The following is a 19,454-nucleotide window of genomic DNA, read 5'->3' on the forward strand; positions in this document are numbered from 1 at the left end:
TCAGGCGTTCCCGTTGACGAATGCCATGTCGGCCGTGGTGAGTTCGATGTCGCGCAGGACACGGTTGACGGGGAAGTTCTCCGTCTCCTCGGCAGTGACGGCGAGATCGACGGTGACGTCGAACCGTTCGCGGAAGGCATCGATGATCTCGTCGACGATGATTTCCGGCGCCGAAGCACCAGCCGACAGGCCGAGCGTGCCGATCTCGTCTATCTCGTCCCAGGGAATCTCGGATGCGCGCTGCACCAGCAGGCCGCGCTTCGCACCCGCGCGCTCGGCGACCTCGACCAGCCGCATGGAGTTGGATGAGTTCGGCGCGCCGACGATAAGGAACAGGTCCGCGCCGGGCGCTGCTTCCTTCACTGCGTCCTGACGGTTGGTGGTGGCGTAGCAGATCGATTCTGCGGCAGGCGCCTGCATCTGCGGGAAGCGCGCTTGAAGGGCGCTGATGATGCCGGCGGTGTCCTCCACCGAAAGTGTCGTCTGCGTTACGAAGCCGAGCGCGGCCGGGTCGGCCGGCTGGATGCCCGCAGCGTCTTCCTCGGTCTCCACGAGGGTCACCGCACCCTCGGGCAACTGACCCATGGTGCCGATCACCTCCGGGTGGCCGGCATGGCCGATCAGCAGCACATGACGCCCCTGACGCTGATGGCGCATCGCCTGCTTGTGCACCTTGGAAACCAGCGGGCAGGTGGCGTCGAGATAGAACAGGTTGCGCGCCTCGGCGTCCGCCGGCACGGATTTGGGAACGCCGTGGGCGGAAAAGACCACCGGCTGGGCATGGTGTTCGGGCGGAATCTCGTCCAGTTCCTCGACGAATACTGCGCCCCGCGCCTGCAGCCCCTCGACCACGTAACGATTGTGCACAATCTCGTGGCGCACATAGACCGGCGCGCCGTATTTTTTCAGCGCCAGCACCACGATCTGGATCGCGCGGTCGACGCCCGCACAGAAACCGCGCGGGCCGCAAAGCCTGATCGTCAATGGTCGCTTCATCATTCTACTCGTGATCCGTCGTGTGCAGATGGCGGTTGCGGCCCTGCCCTGTCAACCCGCATCGGCGGCGCGCGTGCGGCGCTGTCGCAACAACCACGCCCCGAGCACCGCCACCAGCGCGCCGGCAAGCCCGTACCACGTGACGGCATACTGGAGATGATTGTTGGGGAGATCGATCAGCGTCACACCGCCGACCGGCAGCCCGCCGGGATTGGGCGCATCGTTCGCATCGATGAAGAACGGCAGGTAGTCTCCCGGGTCGCCCACGCCCGATGTCGCCGCCATGACGTCGAGGTCCTTCCAGTAGAAGATATTCTTGGCCGGATCGTTGTCGGGCACGATGAGCGACGGCTTGCCGTCGAGCCTGTTGCGCGCGAGGCCGGTGATGGTGTGGGGACCCTCGACCTGCCCTTCAGGGCGTGTTTCAGGCTCCTTCAGCTCGAATGGCACGAAGCCGCGATTGACGAGGACAAACCGCCCGCTGCCGAGTTCAAGCGGCGTATAGACGAAATAGCCGGAATGCCCCTGGTGGGTGGCGAAGAAGTGGCGCTCACCCTCGTGGCGGAGTTCGCCGCTGACAGCCACCGGCCAGTAGTCGACGTCGCCGGTCGTCGTCAGCCGCGCCTGCACGTCTTCCAGCGAGCGCGGCTCGGAGGTGATGCGCGCGTCAATGGTGGCGATCAGGTCTTCCTTCCAGTGTAGCCGCTGCACCTGCCAGGTGCCGAGCGCCAGCAGCACGGCCAGCGCTGCTAGAGAAAGTGTGACCAACAGCACGCTGATGCCCGGCTTGCGGGCTTGAACCTGGCTCTCGCTGGCACTCATCGGTCGTCCAATCGGCCTTCCGCCGCCTTGTTGCGGTATTGCAGCACGATCAGCAGCCCCTTGATGAGCCGTAAGGCCACCAGGCTCAGCACGAGCGTCAGCGGTATCCACAGCAGGAAATGCAGCCACAGCGGCGGGTTGAGCGAAACCTCCATCCACAGTGCCAGGCCGACGACCACGAAGCCGATGATGAGGATGACGAAAACCGCCGGGCCGTCACCCGCATCCGCAAAGGAATAGTCCAGCCCGCAATTGTTGCAGCGATCGCCGACGGAGAGGAAGCCATGGAACAGGCGGCCCTCGCCGCAGCGTGGGCAGCGACCGGAAAGGCCGGCCTTCACCGGGTCGACCGGCGCCCAGATGGCGCTGTCGGGCTTGCGATCGTCAGTCATGTTGCAGCCTCGTGCATGGTGGCACGCTATCGCATGCGAAACGGGCCAAAGAAAGAAGGCGGCCATGTTGCCACGGCCGCCTCCCGAAAACCGCTCGATTCAGGCTGCTCAGTGCGCCGCAATTGGCGCGCCGGCCGATGCCCATACGTAGACGCAGGCGAAGAGGAACAGCCACACCACGTCAACGAAATGCCAGTACCAGGCTGCCGCCTCGAAGCCGAAATGCTGCTTGGGCGTGAAGTGGCCTGCCATCGCGCGCAACAGGCACACCAGCAGGAAGATGGTACCGATCAACACGTGGAAGCCATGGAAGCCGGTCGCCATGTAGAAGGTGGCGCCATAGATCGAGCCGGAGAAGCTGAACGGCGCGACCGAATACTCGTAGGCCTGGACGAAGCTGAACAGCACGCCGAGCGCAACGGTGATTGCGAGACCCCATACAAGGCCCTTGCGATCGTCGTGCAGCAATGCGTGGTGCGCCCACGTCACCGTCGTGCCGGAGAGCAGCAGGATGATGGTGTTGTAGAGCGGCAGATGGAAAGGATTGAGAACCTCAACGCCTGCCGGAGGCCACTGGCCACCGAGGAACTCGGCGCGGGCGACCTGCGCCGCTTCGTTGGGGAAAAGGCTTGCGTCGAAGAACGCCCAGAACCAGGCGACGAAGAACATCACCTCCGAGGCGATGAACATGATCATGCCGTAGCGCAGGTGCAGCGAAACGACACGCGTATGGTGGCCCTCATGAGCCTCCTTGATGGTGTCGCTCCACCAGCCGAACATCACGTAGAGCACCAGAGCCAGGCCAATGAAGAAAAGCCACGGCGTCGCCAGCGGGATACCGACGAGCGAGAACTCGTTACCCTTCAGGTACTGCATCCAGCCGATGCCGCCGACCGCCATGACAAGCGCGCCGACGGAGCCGAGGAAGGGCCATGGGCTTGGGTCGATGATATGATAGTCGTGGTTCTTTGCGTGTGCGTCTGCCATGTCATCCCCCGATTTCGGTGTCGGCGTCCGTATTGCTGTTCAGTTGCCCGCCTGTGGCCGCCGATTCCTGCGGCTTGCCCTCGGCGAGCGGGAAAAAGGTGTAGGACAGCGTGATCGTACCGACGTTCTTCAACTCAGGCACATTCACGATCTCCGGATCGACGTAGAAGACGACCGGCATATCCATCTCCTCGCCCGGCTGCAACTCCGTATCGGTGAAGCAGAAGCATTCCACCTTCATGAAGTAGGCGCCCGCGAGTTGCGGCGTGACGTTGAACGACGCGCGGCCCGAAGTGGGGCGCGAGAACGTGTTCTTCGCCTTGTAAGAAATCTGCGTCGTCTCGCCGATTTTCATGGTCACGTCGCGCTGGACCGGCTTGAAGTCCCACGGCAGGCCGCCGGCCGTGTTGGCATCGAAACGAACCTTGATCTCGCGATCGAGCACGGTCTGCGAGTATTGCGTGACCCGCTGCGTGGTGCCGCCATAGCCGGTCACCTGGCAGAAGAGCTGATACAACGGCACCGCCGCGTAGGCCGCGCCAACCATGCTGGCAAAGAAGGCCAGGCACACAACCGCGATCACGCGGTTGGAGCGCTGGGCTTTTTCGCTGACAGTGTTATCGCGTTCGCTCATCGATACTCTCACATCGGCCGGTCGAGGATCGACGGGCCCATCTTCACGATGGTCACGACGTAGATGATGACCACGAAAGCAACCAGCGCCAGCGCGATGGCGACCGAGCGACCACGACGCGCCTTCTTCTGCGAATCCGTAAGGCTGACCTTGTCGTCTTCCATCACACTCACCAGACCGGCGCCCCGAGGCGCGCCGCAATCGAATCGAGCAGCAGAGCCGCAAAGATCGCGAAGAGATAGAGCAGCGAATATCCGAAAAGTGCCTTGGCCGGCCGCATGACGCGATCGGCGTCGGGCATGCGCAGCACCTTCCAGGAATACCAGACGAAGCCGGCACCGAGCGCTGCGGCGAACACGCCGTAAGTGGCGCTTGCCTGGCCGAGCACCGACGGCAGAACGCCGACGACAGCCACGAGCACCGCATAGGCGAAGATCTGCCGCTTGGTCGATGCTTCGCCAGCAACGTTCGGCATCATCGGAATGCCGGCGCGACCGTAGTCACCGGACTTGAACAGCGCCAGCGCCCAGAAGTGCGGCGGGGTCCACAGGAAGATAATGAGGAACTGGATTACGCTTTCGAGGCCGATCTGGCCCGTGACGGCCGCCCAGCCGATCATGGGCGGGAATGCGCCGGCCGCACCACCGATGACGATGTTCTGCGGCGTCCAGCGCTTGAGCCACATCGTGTAGACGACAGCGTAGAAGAAGATGGTGAAGGCGAGCAGGCTGGCGGCCAGCCAGTTGGCGACGAGACCGAGCGTCATCACCGAGAAAGCCGACAGGAACAGACCGAAGACCAGCGCCTCGCCCGGCAGCACGCGGCCCGATGGCACCGGCCTGCCCGCGGTGCGCGACATCACGGCGTCGATGTCGGCGTCGTACCACATGTTGAGTGCGCCGGACGCACCGGCGCCGACCGCGATCGCGAGGATCGAGACCACTGCGATGATCGGGTTGACCGGCACCTGCGCCGTCACCAGCCCGACGAAGGCGGTGAAGACGACCAGCGACATCACCCGCGGCTTGAGCAGCGCGAGATAATCGCCAGCCTGCGCTTCCGAAATACGGAAGGCGGCGTCTTCATATCCATTCTTCTCGACGAGGGCCATGCGTACGCGGTCCGTTCTTTCCGTCTGGCCGAAACCGCCGGCCGGGCCGGCGGTTTCCATTCTGTTGCGGCTGCTGCCTTACTTGATCTTCGGCAGCTGTTCCCACTGGTGGTAGGGCGGCGGCGACGAAAGCTGCCACTCAAGCGTGGTTGCACCCTCGCCCCACGGATTGGCGCCGGCCTCGCGCTTCTTCGAAAAGGCCTCGAAGACGCCATAGAGGAAGATCAGCACACCGATTGCGGAGATGTAGGAGCCATAGGACGAGACGGCGTTCCAGCCCGCATAAGCATCCGGATAGTCGATGTAGCGGCGCGGCATGCCGGCCAGACCCAGGAAGTGCTGCGGGAAAAACACCAGGTTCACGCCGATGAACGTGACCCAGAAATGGGTGCGTGCGATGAGCGGCGAGTACATGTAGCCGAACATCTTCGGGAACCAGTAGTACCAGCCCGCGAAGATCGCGAACACGGCACCAAGCGACAGCACGTAGTGGAAGTGCGCGACCACGTAATAGGTGTCGTGAAGCGCGCGGTCGAGGCCGGCATTGGCAAGCTGAACGCCAGTGACGCCGCCGACGGTGAACAGGAAGATGAAGCCGATCGCCCACAGCATCGGGGTGCGCATCGAGATCGAGCCGCCCCACATGGTGGCGATCCACGAGAAGATCTTCACGCCAGTCGGAACCGCAATGACCATCGTCGCGAAGACGAAATAGCGCTGCGTGTCGAGCGACAGGCCGGTCGTATACATGTGGTGCGCCCACACGATGAAGCCCACCGCGCCGATCGCCACCATGGCGTAGGCCATTCCGAGATAACCGAAGATCGGCTTGCGCGAGAAGGTCGACACGATGTGGCTGACGATGCCGAAGCCCGGCAGGATCAGGATGTACACCTCAGGGTGACCGAAGAACCAGAACAGGTGCTGGAACAGGATCGGATCGCCGCCGGCGGCCGGATCGAAGAAGGCCGTGCCGAAATTGCGGTCAGTCAGCAGCATGGTGATCGCGCCAGCCAGCACCGGCAGCGACAGCAGCAGCAGGAACGCGGTGATGAGCACCGACCAGGCAAACAGCGGCATCTTGTGCAGCGTCATGCCAGGAGCGCGCATGTTGAAGATCGTGGTGATGAAGTTGATCGCACCGAGGATCGACGAGGCACCCGCGATGTGCAGCGAGAGGATCGCAAAGTCCATCGCCGGGCCGGGCTGGCCAGACGTCGAAAGCGGCGGATAGATCGTCCAACCGCCACCAACGCCATAGGCACCGGGCGCGCTCGGCATGAAAATCGAGATCAGCAGCAGAATGAAGGCGGGCGGCAGGAGCCAGAACGAGATGTTGTTCATGCGCGGGAACGCCATGTCCGGCGCGCCGATCATGATCGGCACCATCCAGTTGGCGAAACCGCCGATCATCGCCGGCATGACCATGAAGAAGATCATGATGAGCGCGTGGCCGGTGGTGAACACATTGAACATGTGCTTGCCGCCGTCGATGGCGGCATCGCCCTCATAGCCGTAGACGATAGAAGCCAGGCCGTGGAAGATCTGAATGCCCGGTTCCGCGAGCTCCCAGCGCATCATCACCGACAGGAAGCCGCCGATGATGCCCGCCATGATCGCGAAGATCAGGTAGAGGGTGCCGATGTCCTTGTGGTTGGTCGAATAGACCCAACGAACCCAGCCGGTCGGCTTGTGATCGTCATGGGCGTCGTGAGCTGCAGCGCCTGCCATTTTCCCGCTCCGTATCCTGTTCTCTCACGCAGACTTCAGTTGCCGGCGTCCGCTACATTCATTTGCTGGCCGCGAATCGAGGCCATCAGCGACTTGTTGGCCTCTTCGAGGCTCGCCTGAGCCTCCGAGCGCCATGCGTCGTACTGCTCCTGGCTGACGACGCGGATGCCGATCGGCATGTAGGCGTGGTCCTTGCCGCAGAGCTCAGAGCACTGGCCGTAGAAGATGCCTTCGCGCGTGGCGTTGAACCAGGTCTCGTTGATACGCCCCGGCACGGCGTCGACCTTGATGCCGAAGGACGGCATCGCGAACGCGTGGATCACGTCGGCCGCAGTGACGAGAACGCGCACCGTGGTGTTGACCGGCACGACGACCTCGTTGTCGACAGCCAGAAGACGCGGAAACTCTGCCATGTCTTCCTTGCCCGCCGAGGCGCGATCGCCCTCCTGCAGCATGAAGGAGGCGAACGTCAGCGGCTCCTCGTCCTGGTACTCATATTCCCAGTTCCACTGGTAGCCGGTGGCCTTGATGGTCATGGTCGGCTCTTCCGGCGGATTGTACTGCGCCGTCAGGAGCTGGAACGATGGAACCGCCAGGAAAAGCAGAACGATAACCGGACCTACGGTCCAGATCACCTCGATCATGGTGTTGTGGCTGGTGCGCGACGGCGTCGGATTGGCGCTCGCGCGGAACTTGATGATGCACCAGGCCAGAAGCGCCAGCACAAGAAAGGTAATCGGCACGATGAACCAGAGCGTGTAGCGCTCGAACCAGATGATCGCTTCCATCATGTCGGAAGCCGGCTCCTGGAAGCTCAGCTGCCAGGGAACCGCCTGCCCCGCGAATGCGCTCGAAGCGGCAAGAACCAGCGAAACGGCGCCCAGGCCCGCAAGGAACTTCTTCATAACCCTCTTCATCTCCCCGGTCGAAACGTCTCGACGAAATCACAATGCCGGCCGGCGGACGTGCGCCGGGCCGTTATCGCGCGTTCAAACCATACTCTCATATCAACCGCAAGAAAGGCATGGCGGGATATCTGCGGCATTTTTGCGCGCGCGGCCCACATCCTGCCCCGCACGCCTTGATTTCGCTCAACTTGTAACGAAAGCAGTGGGCGTGCACAGGATGCGCATCTGCGGCGGACAATCGCGAGGCATCGCAAGGACTTGCGCATAGTCTTGTTTGCGCGAGCCGACTCTCGGGCTAGATTGTCGTGATTCGCGAAGGCATGATCGCAAATTCCGGTCGCGGATGCCGGTTTCGGACACGATCATGCCCCATCGATGTGATTTGGGCTGACTTGGCGCGACGCAGGCGAAGATGCCGCGCCGCCAGAGTGCTTGAGGATGCAAGGGGTAGGATCGATGCCGTTTCGTTGGACAATGCCGTTTGCGGCCGCCCTCGGTGCGATCGCCTTTTGCCTTCCGGCGGCGGCGCAGCAGCAGGCGCCCTCGGGCGCGGTGAAGTCGACCCACGGCGCGTGGTCGGTGATCTGCGATACGCCCGGCGGCGCTGCGACCGAGCAATGCGCCCTGATGCAGAACGTGATCGCTGAAGACAGGCCGGAGGTTGGCCTTTCCGTCGTTGTGTTGCGCACGGCGGACGACCGGGCAGAAATCCTGCGGGTGCTGGCACCGCTGGGCGTGCTTCTTCCCAACGGGCTCGGGCTCAATGTCGACGGCAACGACGTCGGCCGTGCCTATTTCGTTCGCTGCTTCCAGGACGGCTGCTACGCCGAGGTGATTCTCGAACAGCCCCTGCTCGACATGCTGCGCAACGGCGATGCGGCAACGTTCATCGTCTTCCAGACGCCAGAGGAAGGTATCGGCATTCCGGTCGAACTCGACGGCTTCGGCGAGGGCTTCGACGCGCTTCCCTGATTTTTCGGGGCATTTGACGCGGCGGGTGCAACTTTTCGCCCGCGCGACTATATAGCGGCCAGTGCCATTCAGGAACGGAGCCGCACAGTGCCAGCCAGCCTTCTCGAACAGTTCGACGTCTCCGAAGACACCATCCGCCGCATTGTCGCCGAAACCATCGATGGCGCCGATGACGGCGAACTCTTCATGGAATATCGCGAAGGCGAGGCTCTCGTTTTCGACAATGGCCGCCTGAAAACTGCGAACTTCAACGCCGATCGCGGTTTCGGGCTGCGCGCCGTCGCCGGGGAAGCGGCCGGCTACGCGCACGCCAGCGAGTTCTCGCACGCGGCACTTCTGCGCGCGTCCGACGCGGTTTCCGCAGTCAAAGCCGGCTATAGCGGCAAGCTCGCGGACGCGCCGACCGGCACCAACCGCAAGCTTTACGGCGAGGAAAATCCCACCTCGGAGCCGGTCTTCGGCGAAAAGGCAAAGCTGCTGCAGGAGATCGACGCGTGGGTTCGCGATCGCGATCCGCGCGTGCGCCAGGTCACCGCGTCGCTGGCCGCCTCGTGGCAGCAGGTGGAGATCCTGCGCGCCGACGGCCGCATCGCCCATGACGTCCGGCCTCTGATCCGCGTCAATGTCGCGGTCGTCGTCGGCGAGGGCGACCGCCAGGAGAGTGGCTCCTACGGCATGGGCGGACGCAAGGGTTTCGGCGAGTTCATCGCCGAGGAATCTTGGAAGCATGCGGCCGAGGAGGCACTGCGCCAGGCGCTTGTAAACCTTGAGGCGGTGCCTGCTCCGGCCGGCACGTTTGACATTGTGCTTTCAGCCGGCTGGCCCGGTGTGATGCTGCACGAGGCTGTTGGACACGGGCTCGAAGGCGATTTCAACCGCAAGAAGACGTCCGCCTTTGCGGGGCTGATGGGCCAGCAGGTTGCGGCAAAGGGTGTCACCGTGGTGGATGACGGCACGATCACCGATCGGCGCGGATCGCTGACCATCGACGACGAGGGTACAGCCACCAACCGCACCGTTCTCATTGAGGACGGCAAGCTGGTGGGATACATGCAGGACCGGCAGAACGCGCGGCTAATGGGCATGCGCCCGACCGGCAACGGACGACGCGAATCCTACGCACACACGCCGATGCCGCGCATGACCAACACGTACATGACCGCCGGCGAGCATACGCCCGAGGAGATCATCTCTTCGGTGAAGAACGGCATCTATGCCGTATCGTTTGGCGGCGGGCAGGTCGACATCACTTCGGGCAAGTTCGTGTTCGGCTGCACCGAGGCCTACATGATCGAGGATGGCAAGGTGACCCAGCCGATAAAGGGCGCCATGCTGATCGGCAACGGTCCGGACGCGATGCACCGCGTGAGCATGATCGGCAACGACATGAAGCTCGACAACGGCATCGGCATGTGCGGCAAGGCCGGCCAGGGTGTGCCGGTTGGCGTCGGACAACCGCATCTGCGCATGAACCAGATGACAGTGGGCGGCACGCGTACGTAGTTCCGGTCGTGCGTACTTCGAGGCTCACTGCGCTCGCACCTGAAATCAAGCTGTCAGAGCCATGACGCCGGGGTCTTTGGCAGGCGGCCTTCGGGATCGACCACCGTCAGCTTCGGCTCGTCAGGCCCGTTCCACCGCCACAGGGCCACACAGGTGCCGCCCGGCGACATGAAGGATGGATAAACGACGCCGTGGAACCCTTCGTCGAGCAGCCGCTCGCGCAGCATGTGGGTCTGCGGCTGCTCGCCGGCATCAAGCGCAGCGCGCCATTCGCAACGATGAATTTCTGAAGTCTCGCCGAAACCACCAAGCACCTGCTCATCGGTCAGATCGGCCAGGCTTGCGCCCTCCAGCTCGAGCCGGGCGATGAGGGCCGGATGCTGAACGAAGCCCTGATTGTACTCTGCCCAGGCCGTCGAGAGCTCGCGCGCGGCATAGATCGTCGGCTCCCCCTCGGGATTCCAGCGGCCGCCGAAGCGCGCCGCCCCCTCGCCCGACAGCGGCAGATGCGCCCAGCTCGGAACGAAAGCGCGCCACAGGGTCAGCGGTGGCTTTCCGTCAGGCATAGACGCCGGAACGCACAGCCTCCAGATAGGCCAGAACCTTGTCGGCCTTGCCGTCGCGGACGAGATCGTAGGCGGTCTTGCCGGCCCAGCCCGGAATCGGCTGATGCTTGAACCAGATCGCCGCGCGTTCCTCGCCGCCGGCCATCTCGCCGGCCATCGCCAGCACCCGCACCACCGGGCTCAAGGCGGCGTCGACCTTGCGTGCGCCACCCCTGGCTGCCAGCGTGTTGCGGGCAACACCGATCAGGCCGGCCAGCTCGGTCATCGTAACGCCAAGCAGATCTGCGACGCGCCGCGCCGACAGGAACGGCGTGCCGCCCTCGCCGAACTTCTGTGCGGAGCTTTCCAACGCCATCATGGACATGACAACATCCTTGCGTACTTTGACATTTGTATGCTCAATATGCGCTCAATAGTCGCCCATTTCAAGCTGAGCCGCCTATGAAGCCCCCCTCCTCCATCGTCATTCTCACCGGCGCGGGGATTTCCGTCGAATCCGGCATACCCAGCTTTCGCGACAAGAACGGCCTCTGGTCGAAGATCGACTATCGCGATTACGCGACACCCGAGGGCTATGCGCGCAATCCCGGCAAAGTGCTCGAATTCTACAACATGCGCCGACGCAACCTGGCCAACGTCTACCCCAACGAAGCGCATCACGCGCTGGCGCGACTGGAAGGCGCGTTCAAGGGCGAGTTCCTGCTGGTGACGCAGAATATCGACGATCTGCACGAATCGGCCGGATCGCGGAAGCTCATCCACATGCACGGCGAGCACGCCTCGGCCCTGTGCGAGGCGTGCGGCATGCGCATGCGCTGGCGCGGCGACATGACCGTGAACTCTCAGTGCACCCTGTGCGGGACCATCGGGCGCCTGCGGCCCGACGTGGTGTGGTTCGGCGAGATGCCTTACCAGATGGACCGCATCTACCGCGCGCTGGGCCAGGCGGAACTGTTCGTGGCCATCGGCACATCGGGCCATGTTTACCCCGCCGCCGGCTTCGTCGAGGAGGCACGCCTGGCAGGTGCGCGGACCGTGGAGATCAACCTCGAACAGGCGGAGAACGCCAATCTGTTCGACGAAACGATCCTGGGGCCAGCGACACAGACAGTTCCTGCGTTCGTCGACCGGCTTCTGGCCTGACTATCTCCGCTTCCGGGGCTTCTCCAGCAACGCCACCGCTTCGAGATGCGGAGACCAAAGAAACTGGTCGACCGGCACCACCCGCTTGAGACGATAGCCGCCATCGACGAGGATGCGCAGATCGCGCGCGAGAGTGACTGGATTGCACGAAACGGCCGCGACGAAGCGGACCTGGCTGCGGGCTATCTGCTTGGCCTGATCTTCCGCGCCGGCGCGCGGCGGATCGAAGACCAGCCCGTCGAAGGTCGCGTCGAATTCCTTGAAGGTGAGCGGGCGGACGAACAGGTCGCGCCTCTCGATCGTCACCTTCTTGAGCTCCTCGCCAAAACGGTGCGCGCGATCGAGGCTTGCGAGTGCCGCCGCATCACCCTCCACCGCATGAATCTCGCTGTTGCGCGCCAGCCGCAGGGCAAAGGTGCCGACGCCGGCGAAAAGGTCGGCCACGCGCTTTGCCTTCGCTAGATGCGCGCCAACCAGTCCAGCCATCGTCGCCTCGGCGTCACTGACCGCTTGCAGAAAGGCGCCGGGCGGCGGCAGCACCGCGATGTCCCCGGCCATCACAAGCGGCTTCTTTGGCTCAACGATGATCTCGCCGTCGATGGACAGTCGCGCGAGGCCGCTGCGCACGACGAATTCGACCACTGCCTGGCGCGCCTTGCCTTCCAGCGACCCGCTGCCTTCGGCGGCCACATCGAGGCCGGAGGCGGTGTGCGTGACGTTGAGCCGGAAAGGCTTGAAGCTGCGCGCGATCAACGCCGTCAGATCGCGGAGCATCGGCAGGCTCTCGACGATCGACGGCAGAAGGAGCGGGCATTCCTCGACATCCACGATGCGGTGCGAGAGCGCGGCGTTGAAGCCGAGCAGCACACCCTTGTCCGTCGTGCGCGCTGTGAACGCCGCGCGGCGGCGCGTGTGCGGCTGGCAGGGGACCAAATCGTCCACCGGTGCTTCGAGCCCTTTCGACCGCAGCGCCTCGACAAGCTTCTCGCGTTTCCACTCGCGATAGGCCGTCTCTTCCAGATGCTGGAGGGCGCAGCCGCCGCAATCGCCGAAATGACGGCACGGCGGCTCGACGCGCAGCGGTGACGGCTCGATGACCGAGACGAGGTCGGCCTTCTTGCCTTCCAGCGAGGCGTTGACCTTTTCGCCGGGCAGCGCGAACGGCACGAAGAGCTGTCCCTGCCGGGTTTCGGCGATGCCGTCGCCCTGGGCGCCGAGACGCGAAATGGTAAGAATGCCGCTCATCTGTCCTTCACGCCTGCCAGCAGGAATTCCCGGTTGCCATCGCCACCTTCGATCGGCGACGGCACGAAGCCCAGCGCACGCCATCCGGGACACGCGTCGAGCCATGCTTCGAGGTCGTGCGCAATCTGCTCGCCCATCGCGGGGTCGCGAAGGAGGCCGCCCTTGCCGATGGCTTCCCGGCCTGCCTCGAACTGCGGCTTGACCAGCAGCACGCAGCGCGCGCCGGGCGCGGCAAGATCGAGCGCCGGCGGCGAAGCGAGCTTCAGCGAGATAAAGCTGACATCGGAGACCACGAGGCCTGGCCCGACGGCGCCGAGATGGCTGGCATCGAGATCGCGCGCGTTAAGCTTTTCCAGCGAGGTGACACGCGGATCGGCTGCCAGCGCCGGGTCGAGCTGACCATGTCCGACATCGACCGCAACCACATGCGCGGCGCCACGCTCCAGCAGCACCTGCGTGAAACCGCCCGTGGATGCGCCGATGTCGAGCGCATGCAGCCCCGCCGGATCGATGCCGAATGCGTCGAGCCCCGCCACCAGCTTAAGCCCCGCGCGCGAGACGTAGGCGCGCGCCGGATCGTCGACGGCAATCTCGGCCGTTTCAGCGGTCGCCTGTCCCGGCTTCGCCGCCGCGACCCCATTTACGACCACCGCGCCCCGCGTGATCGCGTCGCGCGCCCGCGAACGGCTGGCAAACAGCCCGCGCCGGACGAGCAGTTCGTCCAGGCGCAGTCGGCCGGCGGGTTGGTGTTGCGTGTTCATGCGCCTTCCTTGGGCCAAGCGCGCGGCCAAGGCAAGACGGATCGGGGATTGTCAGAGTTCAGGAGAGGCCCGCGGTCTTCTCTCGACCGCGATCGCCAACCCGTCCTGCCAGACGCCTGGTAGTCTGCCGCCGGGTCTTGCCGACTTGCCCTCCTCGGGTCGCCTCTCCAATCGGGGCTCCTCGCCGAGACCGAAAGCGCCGCGCAACGGGGCGTTCAGTCGGGAAGCGACGATGCTGGCGGCTGCCTCATCGAGGCGGCGGTCATAGCGTTCGTCGGCGGCTGCGTCACCGCCAAGCACCATCACCACCAGCAAGGCAAACGCCAGCCTGCGCATCCCGAAACCCCATTCGCTTTCGGGCGCGGTTCTATCGCAGCGGACCTAAGGAAGCGCCAAGCGGAAGGGTTAGCGAAACGTTTGCGCGACGTGCGCACCAAAGCCTGGAAGGCGGGCACTCATTGGCCTCAATCAGGCGCTTGCGGCGCCCACCGAGCGACCGAGCGCGCCAAATACCGCACGCACGATGCCGGCCGTGTCGAGGCCCGCATCCGCATACATCTTCTCAGGCTTGGCGTGATCGACGAAGGCGTCCGGCAGGATCAGCGGCCTGACCTTGAGGCCGCTTTCCAGCAGTCCCTCATGGGCGAGCTGGTGCAGGACATGCGTCGCGAAGCCGCCGATCGCGCCTTCCTCGACCGTGATGAGCACCTCGTGCTCGCGCGCGAGCCGCCGCACCAGATCGGCGTCGAGCGGCTTGGCGAAGCGGGCGTCGGCGACCGTCGTGGAGAGGCCGGCAGCGTCCAGTTCTTCCGCCGCCAGCAGGCAGTCAGCCAAGCGGGTGCCGAAAGACAGCAGCGCCACCTTTGTGCCCTGCTTGACGATGCGGCCGCGGCCGATCTCCAGCGGCTGGCCACGCTCGGGCATCTCGACGCCCACCCCATTGCCGCGCGGATAGCGGAAGGCGATAGGACCCTCATCGAAATCGGCTGCAGTGCGCACCATGTGGCGCAGTTCCGCCTCGTCGGCGGCCGCCATGACGACGAAGTCGGGCAGCGAGGCCAGATAGGTCACGTCGAACGCGCCGCAATGGGTCGGGCCGTCAGCGCCGACGAAGCCGGCACGGTCGATCGGAAAGCGCACCGGCAGCTTCTGGATCGCGACGTCGTGCACAACCTGATCGTAGGCGCGCTGCAGGAAGGTCGAGTAGATGGCCGCAAACGGCTTCAGGCCCTCGGTCGCCAGGCCGGCCGCGAAGGTGACGGCATGCTGCTCGGCGATGCCGACGTCGAAGGTGCGCGAAGGGAACGCCTCGCCGAAGAGATCGAGGCCCGTGCCGCTGGGCATCGCAGCGGTGACGGCGACGATACGGTCGTCCTCCTGAGCCTCGCGCACAAGGCTTTCGGCGAACACCTTGGTATAGCTCGGCGCATTGGCCGGCGCCTTGGCCTGCGCGCCGCTGATGACATCGAACTTGTTGACGCCGTGATACTTGTCGGCAGCCTGTTCGGCCGGCGCATAGCCCTTGCCCTTCTGGGTCACGACGTGGATGAGCACGGGACCGGTACCGTTGTCGCGCACGTTGCGCAGCACGGGCACGAGGTGCTCGAGGTCATGCCCGTCGATGGGGCCGATGTGAAAGAAGCCCATTTCCTCGAACAGCGTGCCGCCGGTGACGTAGCCGCGCGCATGTTCGACGGCGCGCGTAACAGCACGGTCCACCCGCTTGCCGAGGTAGGACGTCAGTTTCTTGCCGAAATCCCGGATGCCGGCATAGGTCGAACCAGACGCCAGCCGTGCCAGATAGTGGCTCATCGCGCCGGACGGCGGCGCAATCGACATGTCGTTGTCGTTGAGGATGACGATAAGCCGCGCGTCGAGCGCGCCGGCGTTGTTCATCGCCTCATAGGCCATGCCGGCCGACATGGCGCCGTCGCCGATGACGGCGATGACGTTGTTGGCACCGCCCTTGAGATCGCGCGCGACCGCCATGCCGAGGCCGGCGGAAATCGAAGTCGAGGAATGGGCCGCGCCGAACGGGTCGTATTCGCTCTCGGTCCGCTTGGTGAAGCCGGAAAGGCCACCCTCCTGCCGCAGCGTGCGAATGCGGTCGCGCCGGCCGGTCAGGATCTTGTGCGGATAGGCCTGGTGGCCGACATCCCAGATGATGCGGTCTGCGGGCGTATCGAACACGTAGTGAAGCGCCACCGTCAGCTCGACGACACCCAGCCCGGCTCCCAGATGGCCACCGGTCTGCGAAACCGCATCGATCAGTTCCGCCCGCAGCTCGGACGCCAGTTGCGGCAGATCGCCTTCGGGCAGATCGCGCAGGTCGGCAGGAATTCGGACCTTGTCGAGGAGCGGGGTATCGTGGGCTGGCGTCACAGGCTCGCCGTTTCATCCATTGTGCTATTGAGCCCGAAATAGGCCGTTGAGCCGCGAAAGTAAATGCGGCCTTTGACCCGTTTCGGCCTTCGGGGGACGGGATAAACTCTTCCTCGCCACCTGGAACGATGTCGAAACGGCCAATCCGCCGGTCTATCGGCTCCCGGCTAAAGGCCAGACCGCACGCGTCCGCGAGAAGAGCGCCGTAGGTACCGATCATGCCCGGCGCGGGCATCGCAGTACTGCCAGTTATGATGTTGGCGCAAAGCGCCGGAGCGGTTCTATGCCGCAACGTCCGACGACATTGGCGCTGCAGGCCTGGACGGCTAGAATCGCCTATTCGGGATCGAGCGGCTCGGTGCCGACAGGGGCACCGTCGCGCGACAGGCGGATCTTCTCCACCTTGTCCTCGGCAGCCTTCAGCAGCTTTTCGCAATGCGCCTTGAGCGCTTCTCCGCGCTCGTAGATGCGGATCGACTGTTCGAGCGGCACGTCTCCGCGCTCCAGATCGTCGACGATCCTCTCCAGCGCCTCAAGCGCCTGTTCGAAGCTCAGCGCCTTGATGTCCTCGTTGGCCGCATCCTGGTTCATCACATCATCCCTTCATCAGGCGGCGCACGTGGGCGGCGACCGAAAAGGCCAACCCGTGCAGGTCGTAACCGCCTTCCAACAGGCTTACGAGCCGATTGTCGGACCACCGACCTGCCTTGTCCATCAACTCGCCGGTCGCCCAGTCAAAATCGTCCTCATCGAGATTGATCTCGGCAAGCGGGTCGCGGTGGTGGGCGTCGAAGCCGGCCGAAATGATGATGAGGTCGGGCCGGAAACGGTCGATCTCCGGCAGGACACGCGAGAGAAACGCGTCGCGGAATGTGTCGCTGCCCGTTCCGGCCGTCAGCGGTGCGTTGACGATGTTGCCCGCGCCGGTCTCGTCCTTGGCGCCTGTGCCGGGATAAAGCGGCATCTGGTGCGTGGAGCAGTAGAGCACGGACGGATCGTCCCAGAAGATGTCCTGTGTGCCGTTGCCGTGGTGCACGTCCCAATCGACAATGGCCACGCGCTCTGCACCGTGGGCACGCTGCGCGTGGCGGGCCGCAATCGCCGCATTGTTGAAAAGGCAGAAGCCCATCGCCGTCACCTTCTCGGCATGGTGCCCCGGCGGACGCGCGGCGACGAACACGTTGTCGGCTGTACCGGAGAAAACGTCGTCCACGGCGGCATTGGCCGCGCCGATAGCCGTCAGCGCCGCCTGCCAGCTCTTCGGGCTCGCCGAAGTGTCTGTATCGATGCGGGCAATGCCTTCCTCGGGAATGCGTGAGCGAACCTTCTCCACGAACTCTTCAGGATGCGCATAGAGGATCGTCGCTGGATCCCCCTCCGGCGACTGCTGCCTGTCCAGATCGGCAAAGGCCTCATCCGCCAGCGCGCGCTCTATGGCGCGCAGCCTGTCCGGCCGCTCCGGGTGACCCGCCGGCGTCAGGTGCTCAAGATAGATCGGGTGGGTATAGAGCCTCGTGGTCATGCCCCGATATAGGCGCAGTCGCGCAAAATGGCCATGTCGCGGCCCGAAACAGAGCCTGTGTTCAACAGGCTTTATGCCGGCGCGCCTGCCTCGCTGCCCCGCCCCATGCCCATCGAAGCCGCAGCCTTGTCCTTGAGATCGCGGAAGTGACGTGAGGCGCCGGCAAGCTTGCGATCCCATTCCGGATTGGGCGCCTGCCCCTCGATCGCGCGGAAATAGACCTGCATGAGGGCAGCTATCACAAAGGGCTCGATCAGCGCTGCCTTGACCGCCCAGGCGAAGACAAGCGCCAGCACGAAAGACCACCCCGCTAGCTGGCCCGGCATCACGTAGAGGATTGCGGCCGCTGGCGCGAGCATGACGAGGAAGACCGCAGCCGCCAGCACCCACATGAAAACCGCCAGCCAGACGGCGTTCTTGATCATTATCGTGCCATTCTGTGCGTAGAGCACGACGCCCTGCCGGGCGCTTTCGAACGGCGCGCGGCTGTTTGTGCGGATGTTGTAGCCGAGGATGATCTCGTCGACATAGGTGAGCGAGATGCGCACGACCGTGTTGACGAAGTTGGCGATGCCCTGCAGGCCGGGTATTGGCAGGAGCGCGGCCGTGCCGCCGATCAGCCCCGTAATCACCCGAACAACGCCCTTGATGAGCCGGTCGACGACGAAGAGCACGTTGGCCTCCGCAAAGCGCGCCTTGACCGTGTCGGTCGCGTAGGAGATCTGCCCCTGCCCGCCCGGAACCTCGCGCCCGTCGATCAGGTGTACCATCACGGCGATGTGGCCGGCTTTGACCACGTAGAGGATGTATTCACGGATCCAGTAGACGATGACCGAAACCAGCCCGAAGCCCGCGATGCCGCCCCAGAGCGCGAAACTGCCGGGGCTGTCGGAGATGTGGCCGACACCGTAGCCGACGCCCGCCCCCGCCCCCGTTGCCACGATATAGGCGACGGTGATGCCGAAATAGACGATCAGCCGAAGCGCGATAAACGGCCAGGTCCTCGCCATGAGGCCGAGCGTCCTGCCTATGTCGAAGTCCCACATCCCAAAGCCCCTGAAACGAATCACAGGCGCAAAGTATAGCGGCGACGCTTCCGTTACGTCACTGAGCGCGATGGACTAGTCGCAAACCCTCCAGCATTGCCCTGAAGGCTACGACTGCCCTTGCAGAAGTGGCCTCGGGATCGTCGGAATTGGCGATCCAGATAGCTGCCTGCACCGACGCACCATTGATCATGCGCGCGGCTGCGTCCGCTTCGACGTCCGGCCGCACGAAGCCCGCCGCCTTCAGCGCGGTCAGGTTCCTGATCAGCGAAGCGATGCAACCATCCTGGTTGGCCCATTGGAACGGGTCGCCCAGCACCGCCGGGCCGTCGCGATGGACGATGCGCTGGATTTCGGGCTCGAGCGCCATCTCGATATAGGCGGTGCATTCGTCCACGAAGCCCTGCCAGGGATTATCCGCCCTGCTGGAAATCTCGTTCAGCCGCGCCGACATCTCGCTGTCGAGCTGAGCAATGACGGCTTCGAGCAGCCCTTTCTTGCCACCGAAATGATGGTAGAGCGCGCCCCGCGTCAGCCCTGCCTCGGCCGTGAAATCGTCCATCGACGCTTCCGCATAACCGACTGTCCCGAAGGCCTTCCGCGCAGCCACGATCAGCTTGCCTCTGGTTTCGGCGATCATCTCGCTGCGCGGTCTGTGCGCCATGGTCTGGTTTCCTATCAGCTTCTGTACCAATCGACATACGTCTCGTATGCCAATTGACATACGAGACGT

General features: G+C 64.2%; 22 protein-coding genes. 3 read left to right on the forward strand and 19 right to left on the reverse strand.

Annotated elements, in window-relative coordinates; translation table 11 throughout:
• The 9 genes from ispH to coxB form a co-directional block, all read right to left on the reverse strand.
• Window positions 1-996: a 4-hydroxy-3-methylbut-2-enyl diphosphate reductase gene (ispH, locus tag ACVJNE_RS13250; RefSeq protein WP_499566212.1), complete on the reverse strand. Its 996-nt coding sequence runs from the start codon at window positions 994-996 to the stop codon at window positions 1-3.
• A gap of 51 nt (window positions 997-1,047) precedes the next feature.
• Entirely contained in the window at window positions 1,048-1,818 is a 771-nt protein-coding gene (locus ACVJNE_RS13255) for an SURF1 family protein (RefSeq protein WP_499566214.1), read from the reverse strand.
• Complete coding sequence (locus tag ACVJNE_RS13260; protein WP_499566215.1) at window positions 1,815-2,210, reverse strand: DUF983 domain-containing protein; 396 nt, start codon at window positions 2,208-2,210, stop codon at window positions 1,815-1,817. Before ACVJNE_RS13260 ends, ACVJNE_RS13255 begins: the two co-directional genes overlap by 4 nt.
• Before the next feature lie 108 nt (window positions 2,211-2,318).
• Window positions 2,319-3,197: a cytochrome c oxidase subunit 3 gene (locus ACVJNE_RS13265; RefSeq protein ID WP_173186400.1), complete on the reverse strand. Its 879-nt coding sequence runs from the start codon at window positions 3,195-3,197 to the stop codon at window positions 2,319-2,321.
• Window position 3,198: 1 nt separating this feature from the next.
• Window positions 3,199-3,831: a cytochrome c oxidase assembly protein gene (locus ACVJNE_RS13270; RefSeq protein ID WP_421929149.1), complete on the reverse strand. Its 633-nt coding sequence runs from the start codon at window positions 3,829-3,831 to the stop codon at window positions 3,199-3,201.
• A gap of 8 nt (window positions 3,832-3,839) precedes the next feature.
• Complete coding sequence (locus ACVJNE_RS13275; RefSeq protein WP_173186404.1) at window positions 3,840-3,995, reverse strand: cytochrome c oxidase system small membrane protein; 156 nt, start codon at window positions 3,993-3,995, stop codon at window positions 3,840-3,842.
• A gap of 5 nt (window positions 3,996-4,000) precedes the next feature.
• Window positions 4,001-4,942, reverse strand: a complete 942-nt coding sequence (locus ACVJNE_RS13280) for a heme o synthase (protein ID WP_499566495.1) — start codon at window positions 4,940-4,942, stop codon at window positions 4,001-4,003.
• A gap of 78 nt (window positions 4,943-5,020) precedes the next feature.
• Window positions 5,021-6,673, reverse strand: a complete 1,653-nt coding sequence (gene ctaD, locus ACVJNE_RS13285; RefSeq protein WP_499566218.1) for a cytochrome c oxidase subunit I — start codon at window positions 6,671-6,673, stop codon at window positions 5,021-5,023.
• A gap of 35 nt (window positions 6,674-6,708) precedes the next feature.
• On the reverse strand, window positions 6,709-7,578 hold the full coding sequence (gene coxB, locus ACVJNE_RS13290; RefSeq protein ID WP_499566220.1) for a cytochrome c oxidase subunit II: 870 nt from the start codon (window positions 7,576-7,578) through the stop codon (window positions 6,709-6,711).
• Window positions 7,579-8,055: 477 nt separating this feature from the next.
• On the opposite strand from coxB, the gene ACVJNE_RS13295 reads away from it, so the two are divergent.
• Both ACVJNE_RS13295 and tldD read left to right on the forward strand, forming a co-directional pair.
• The gene (locus ACVJNE_RS13295) at window positions 8,056-8,553 is read left to right on the forward strand and encodes an invasion associated locus B family protein (RefSeq protein ID WP_499566497.1); all 498 of its coding nucleotides are present in this window, start codon (window positions 8,056-8,058) and stop codon (window positions 8,551-8,553) included.
• An 87-nt stretch (window positions 8,554-8,640) separates the two neighbouring features.
• The gene (tldD, locus tag ACVJNE_RS13300; RefSeq protein WP_499566222.1) at window positions 8,641-10,056 is read left to right on the forward strand and encodes a metalloprotease TldD; all 1,416 of its coding nucleotides are present in this window, start codon (window positions 8,641-8,643) and stop codon (window positions 10,054-10,056) included.
• A 53-nt stretch (window positions 10,057-10,109) separates the two neighbouring features.
• Here the strand turns inward: tldD and ACVJNE_RS13305 are convergent, their stop codons facing one another.
• Both ACVJNE_RS13305 and ACVJNE_RS13310 read right to left on the reverse strand, forming a co-directional pair.
• Window positions 10,110-10,622: an RES family NAD+ phosphorylase gene (locus ACVJNE_RS13305; RefSeq protein WP_499566224.1), complete on the reverse strand. Its 513-nt coding sequence runs from the start codon at window positions 10,620-10,622 to the stop codon at window positions 10,110-10,112.
• Entirely contained in the window at window positions 10,615-10,986 is a 372-nt protein-coding gene (locus ACVJNE_RS13310) for an antitoxin Xre/MbcA/ParS toxin-binding domain-containing protein (protein ID WP_376769114.1), read from the reverse strand. Before ACVJNE_RS13310 ends, ACVJNE_RS13305 begins: the two co-directional genes overlap by 8 nt.
• A gap of 77 nt (window positions 10,987-11,063) precedes the next feature.
• Here ACVJNE_RS13310 and ACVJNE_RS13315 point away from each other — a divergent pair, with 77 nt between their 5' ends.
• Window positions 11,064-11,765, forward strand: coding sequence for an NAD-dependent deacylase (locus tag ACVJNE_RS13315; protein ID WP_499566226.1), 702 nt, complete (start codon window positions 11,064-11,066; stop codon window positions 11,763-11,765).
• Here ACVJNE_RS13315 and ACVJNE_RS13320 read toward each other — a convergent pair whose 3' ends face one another.
• The 8 genes from ACVJNE_RS13320 to ACVJNE_RS13355 form a co-directional block, all read right to left on the reverse strand.
• Window positions 11,766-13,010, reverse strand: coding sequence for a class I SAM-dependent RNA methyltransferase (locus ACVJNE_RS13320; protein WP_499566228.1), 1,245 nt, complete (start codon window positions 13,008-13,010; stop codon window positions 11,766-11,768).
• The gene (locus tag ACVJNE_RS13325) at window positions 13,007-13,771 is read right to left on the reverse strand and encodes a TlyA family RNA methyltransferase (RefSeq protein WP_499566230.1); all 765 of its coding nucleotides are present in this window, start codon (window positions 13,769-13,771) and stop codon (window positions 13,007-13,009) included. The genes ACVJNE_RS13320 and ACVJNE_RS13325 overlap by 4 nt, the downstream gene beginning before the upstream one ends.
• A 51-nt stretch (window positions 13,772-13,822) precedes the next feature.
• The gene (locus ACVJNE_RS13330) at window positions 13,823-14,107 is read right to left on the reverse strand and encodes a hypothetical protein (protein WP_499566232.1); all 285 of its coding nucleotides are present in this window, start codon (window positions 14,105-14,107) and stop codon (window positions 13,823-13,825) included.
• A 132-nt stretch (window positions 14,108-14,239) separates the two neighbouring features.
• On the reverse strand, window positions 14,240-16,153 hold the full coding sequence (gene dxs / locus ACVJNE_RS13335) for a 1-deoxy-D-xylulose-5-phosphate synthase (RefSeq protein WP_499566234.1): 1,914 nt from the start codon (window positions 16,151-16,153) through the stop codon (window positions 14,240-14,242).
• Between the two features lie 336 nt (window positions 16,154-16,489).
• On the reverse strand, window positions 16,490-16,744 hold the full coding sequence (locus ACVJNE_RS13340) for an exodeoxyribonuclease VII small subunit (protein ID WP_173186426.1): 255 nt from the start codon (window positions 16,742-16,744) through the stop codon (window positions 16,490-16,492).
• Between the two features lie 4 nt (window positions 16,745-16,748).
• The gene (locus ACVJNE_RS13345; RefSeq protein WP_499566236.1) at window positions 16,749-17,675 is read right to left on the reverse strand and encodes a histone deacetylase family protein; all 927 of its coding nucleotides are present in this window, start codon (window positions 17,673-17,675) and stop codon (window positions 16,749-16,751) included.
• A gap of 71 nt (window positions 17,676-17,746) precedes the next feature.
• Entirely contained in the window at window positions 17,747-18,721 is a 975-nt protein-coding gene (locus tag ACVJNE_RS13350; RefSeq protein WP_499566238.1) for a hypothetical protein, read from the reverse strand.
• Between the two features lie 58 nt (window positions 18,722-18,779).
• Window positions 18,780-19,385: a TetR/AcrR family transcriptional regulator gene (locus tag ACVJNE_RS13355; RefSeq protein ID WP_368802517.1), complete on the reverse strand. Its 606-nt coding sequence runs from the start codon at window positions 19,383-19,385 to the stop codon at window positions 18,780-18,782.
• Window positions 19,386-19,454 lie beyond the last annotated feature (69 nt).

Source organism: Mesorhizobium sp. DxT (assembly GCF_058448885.1).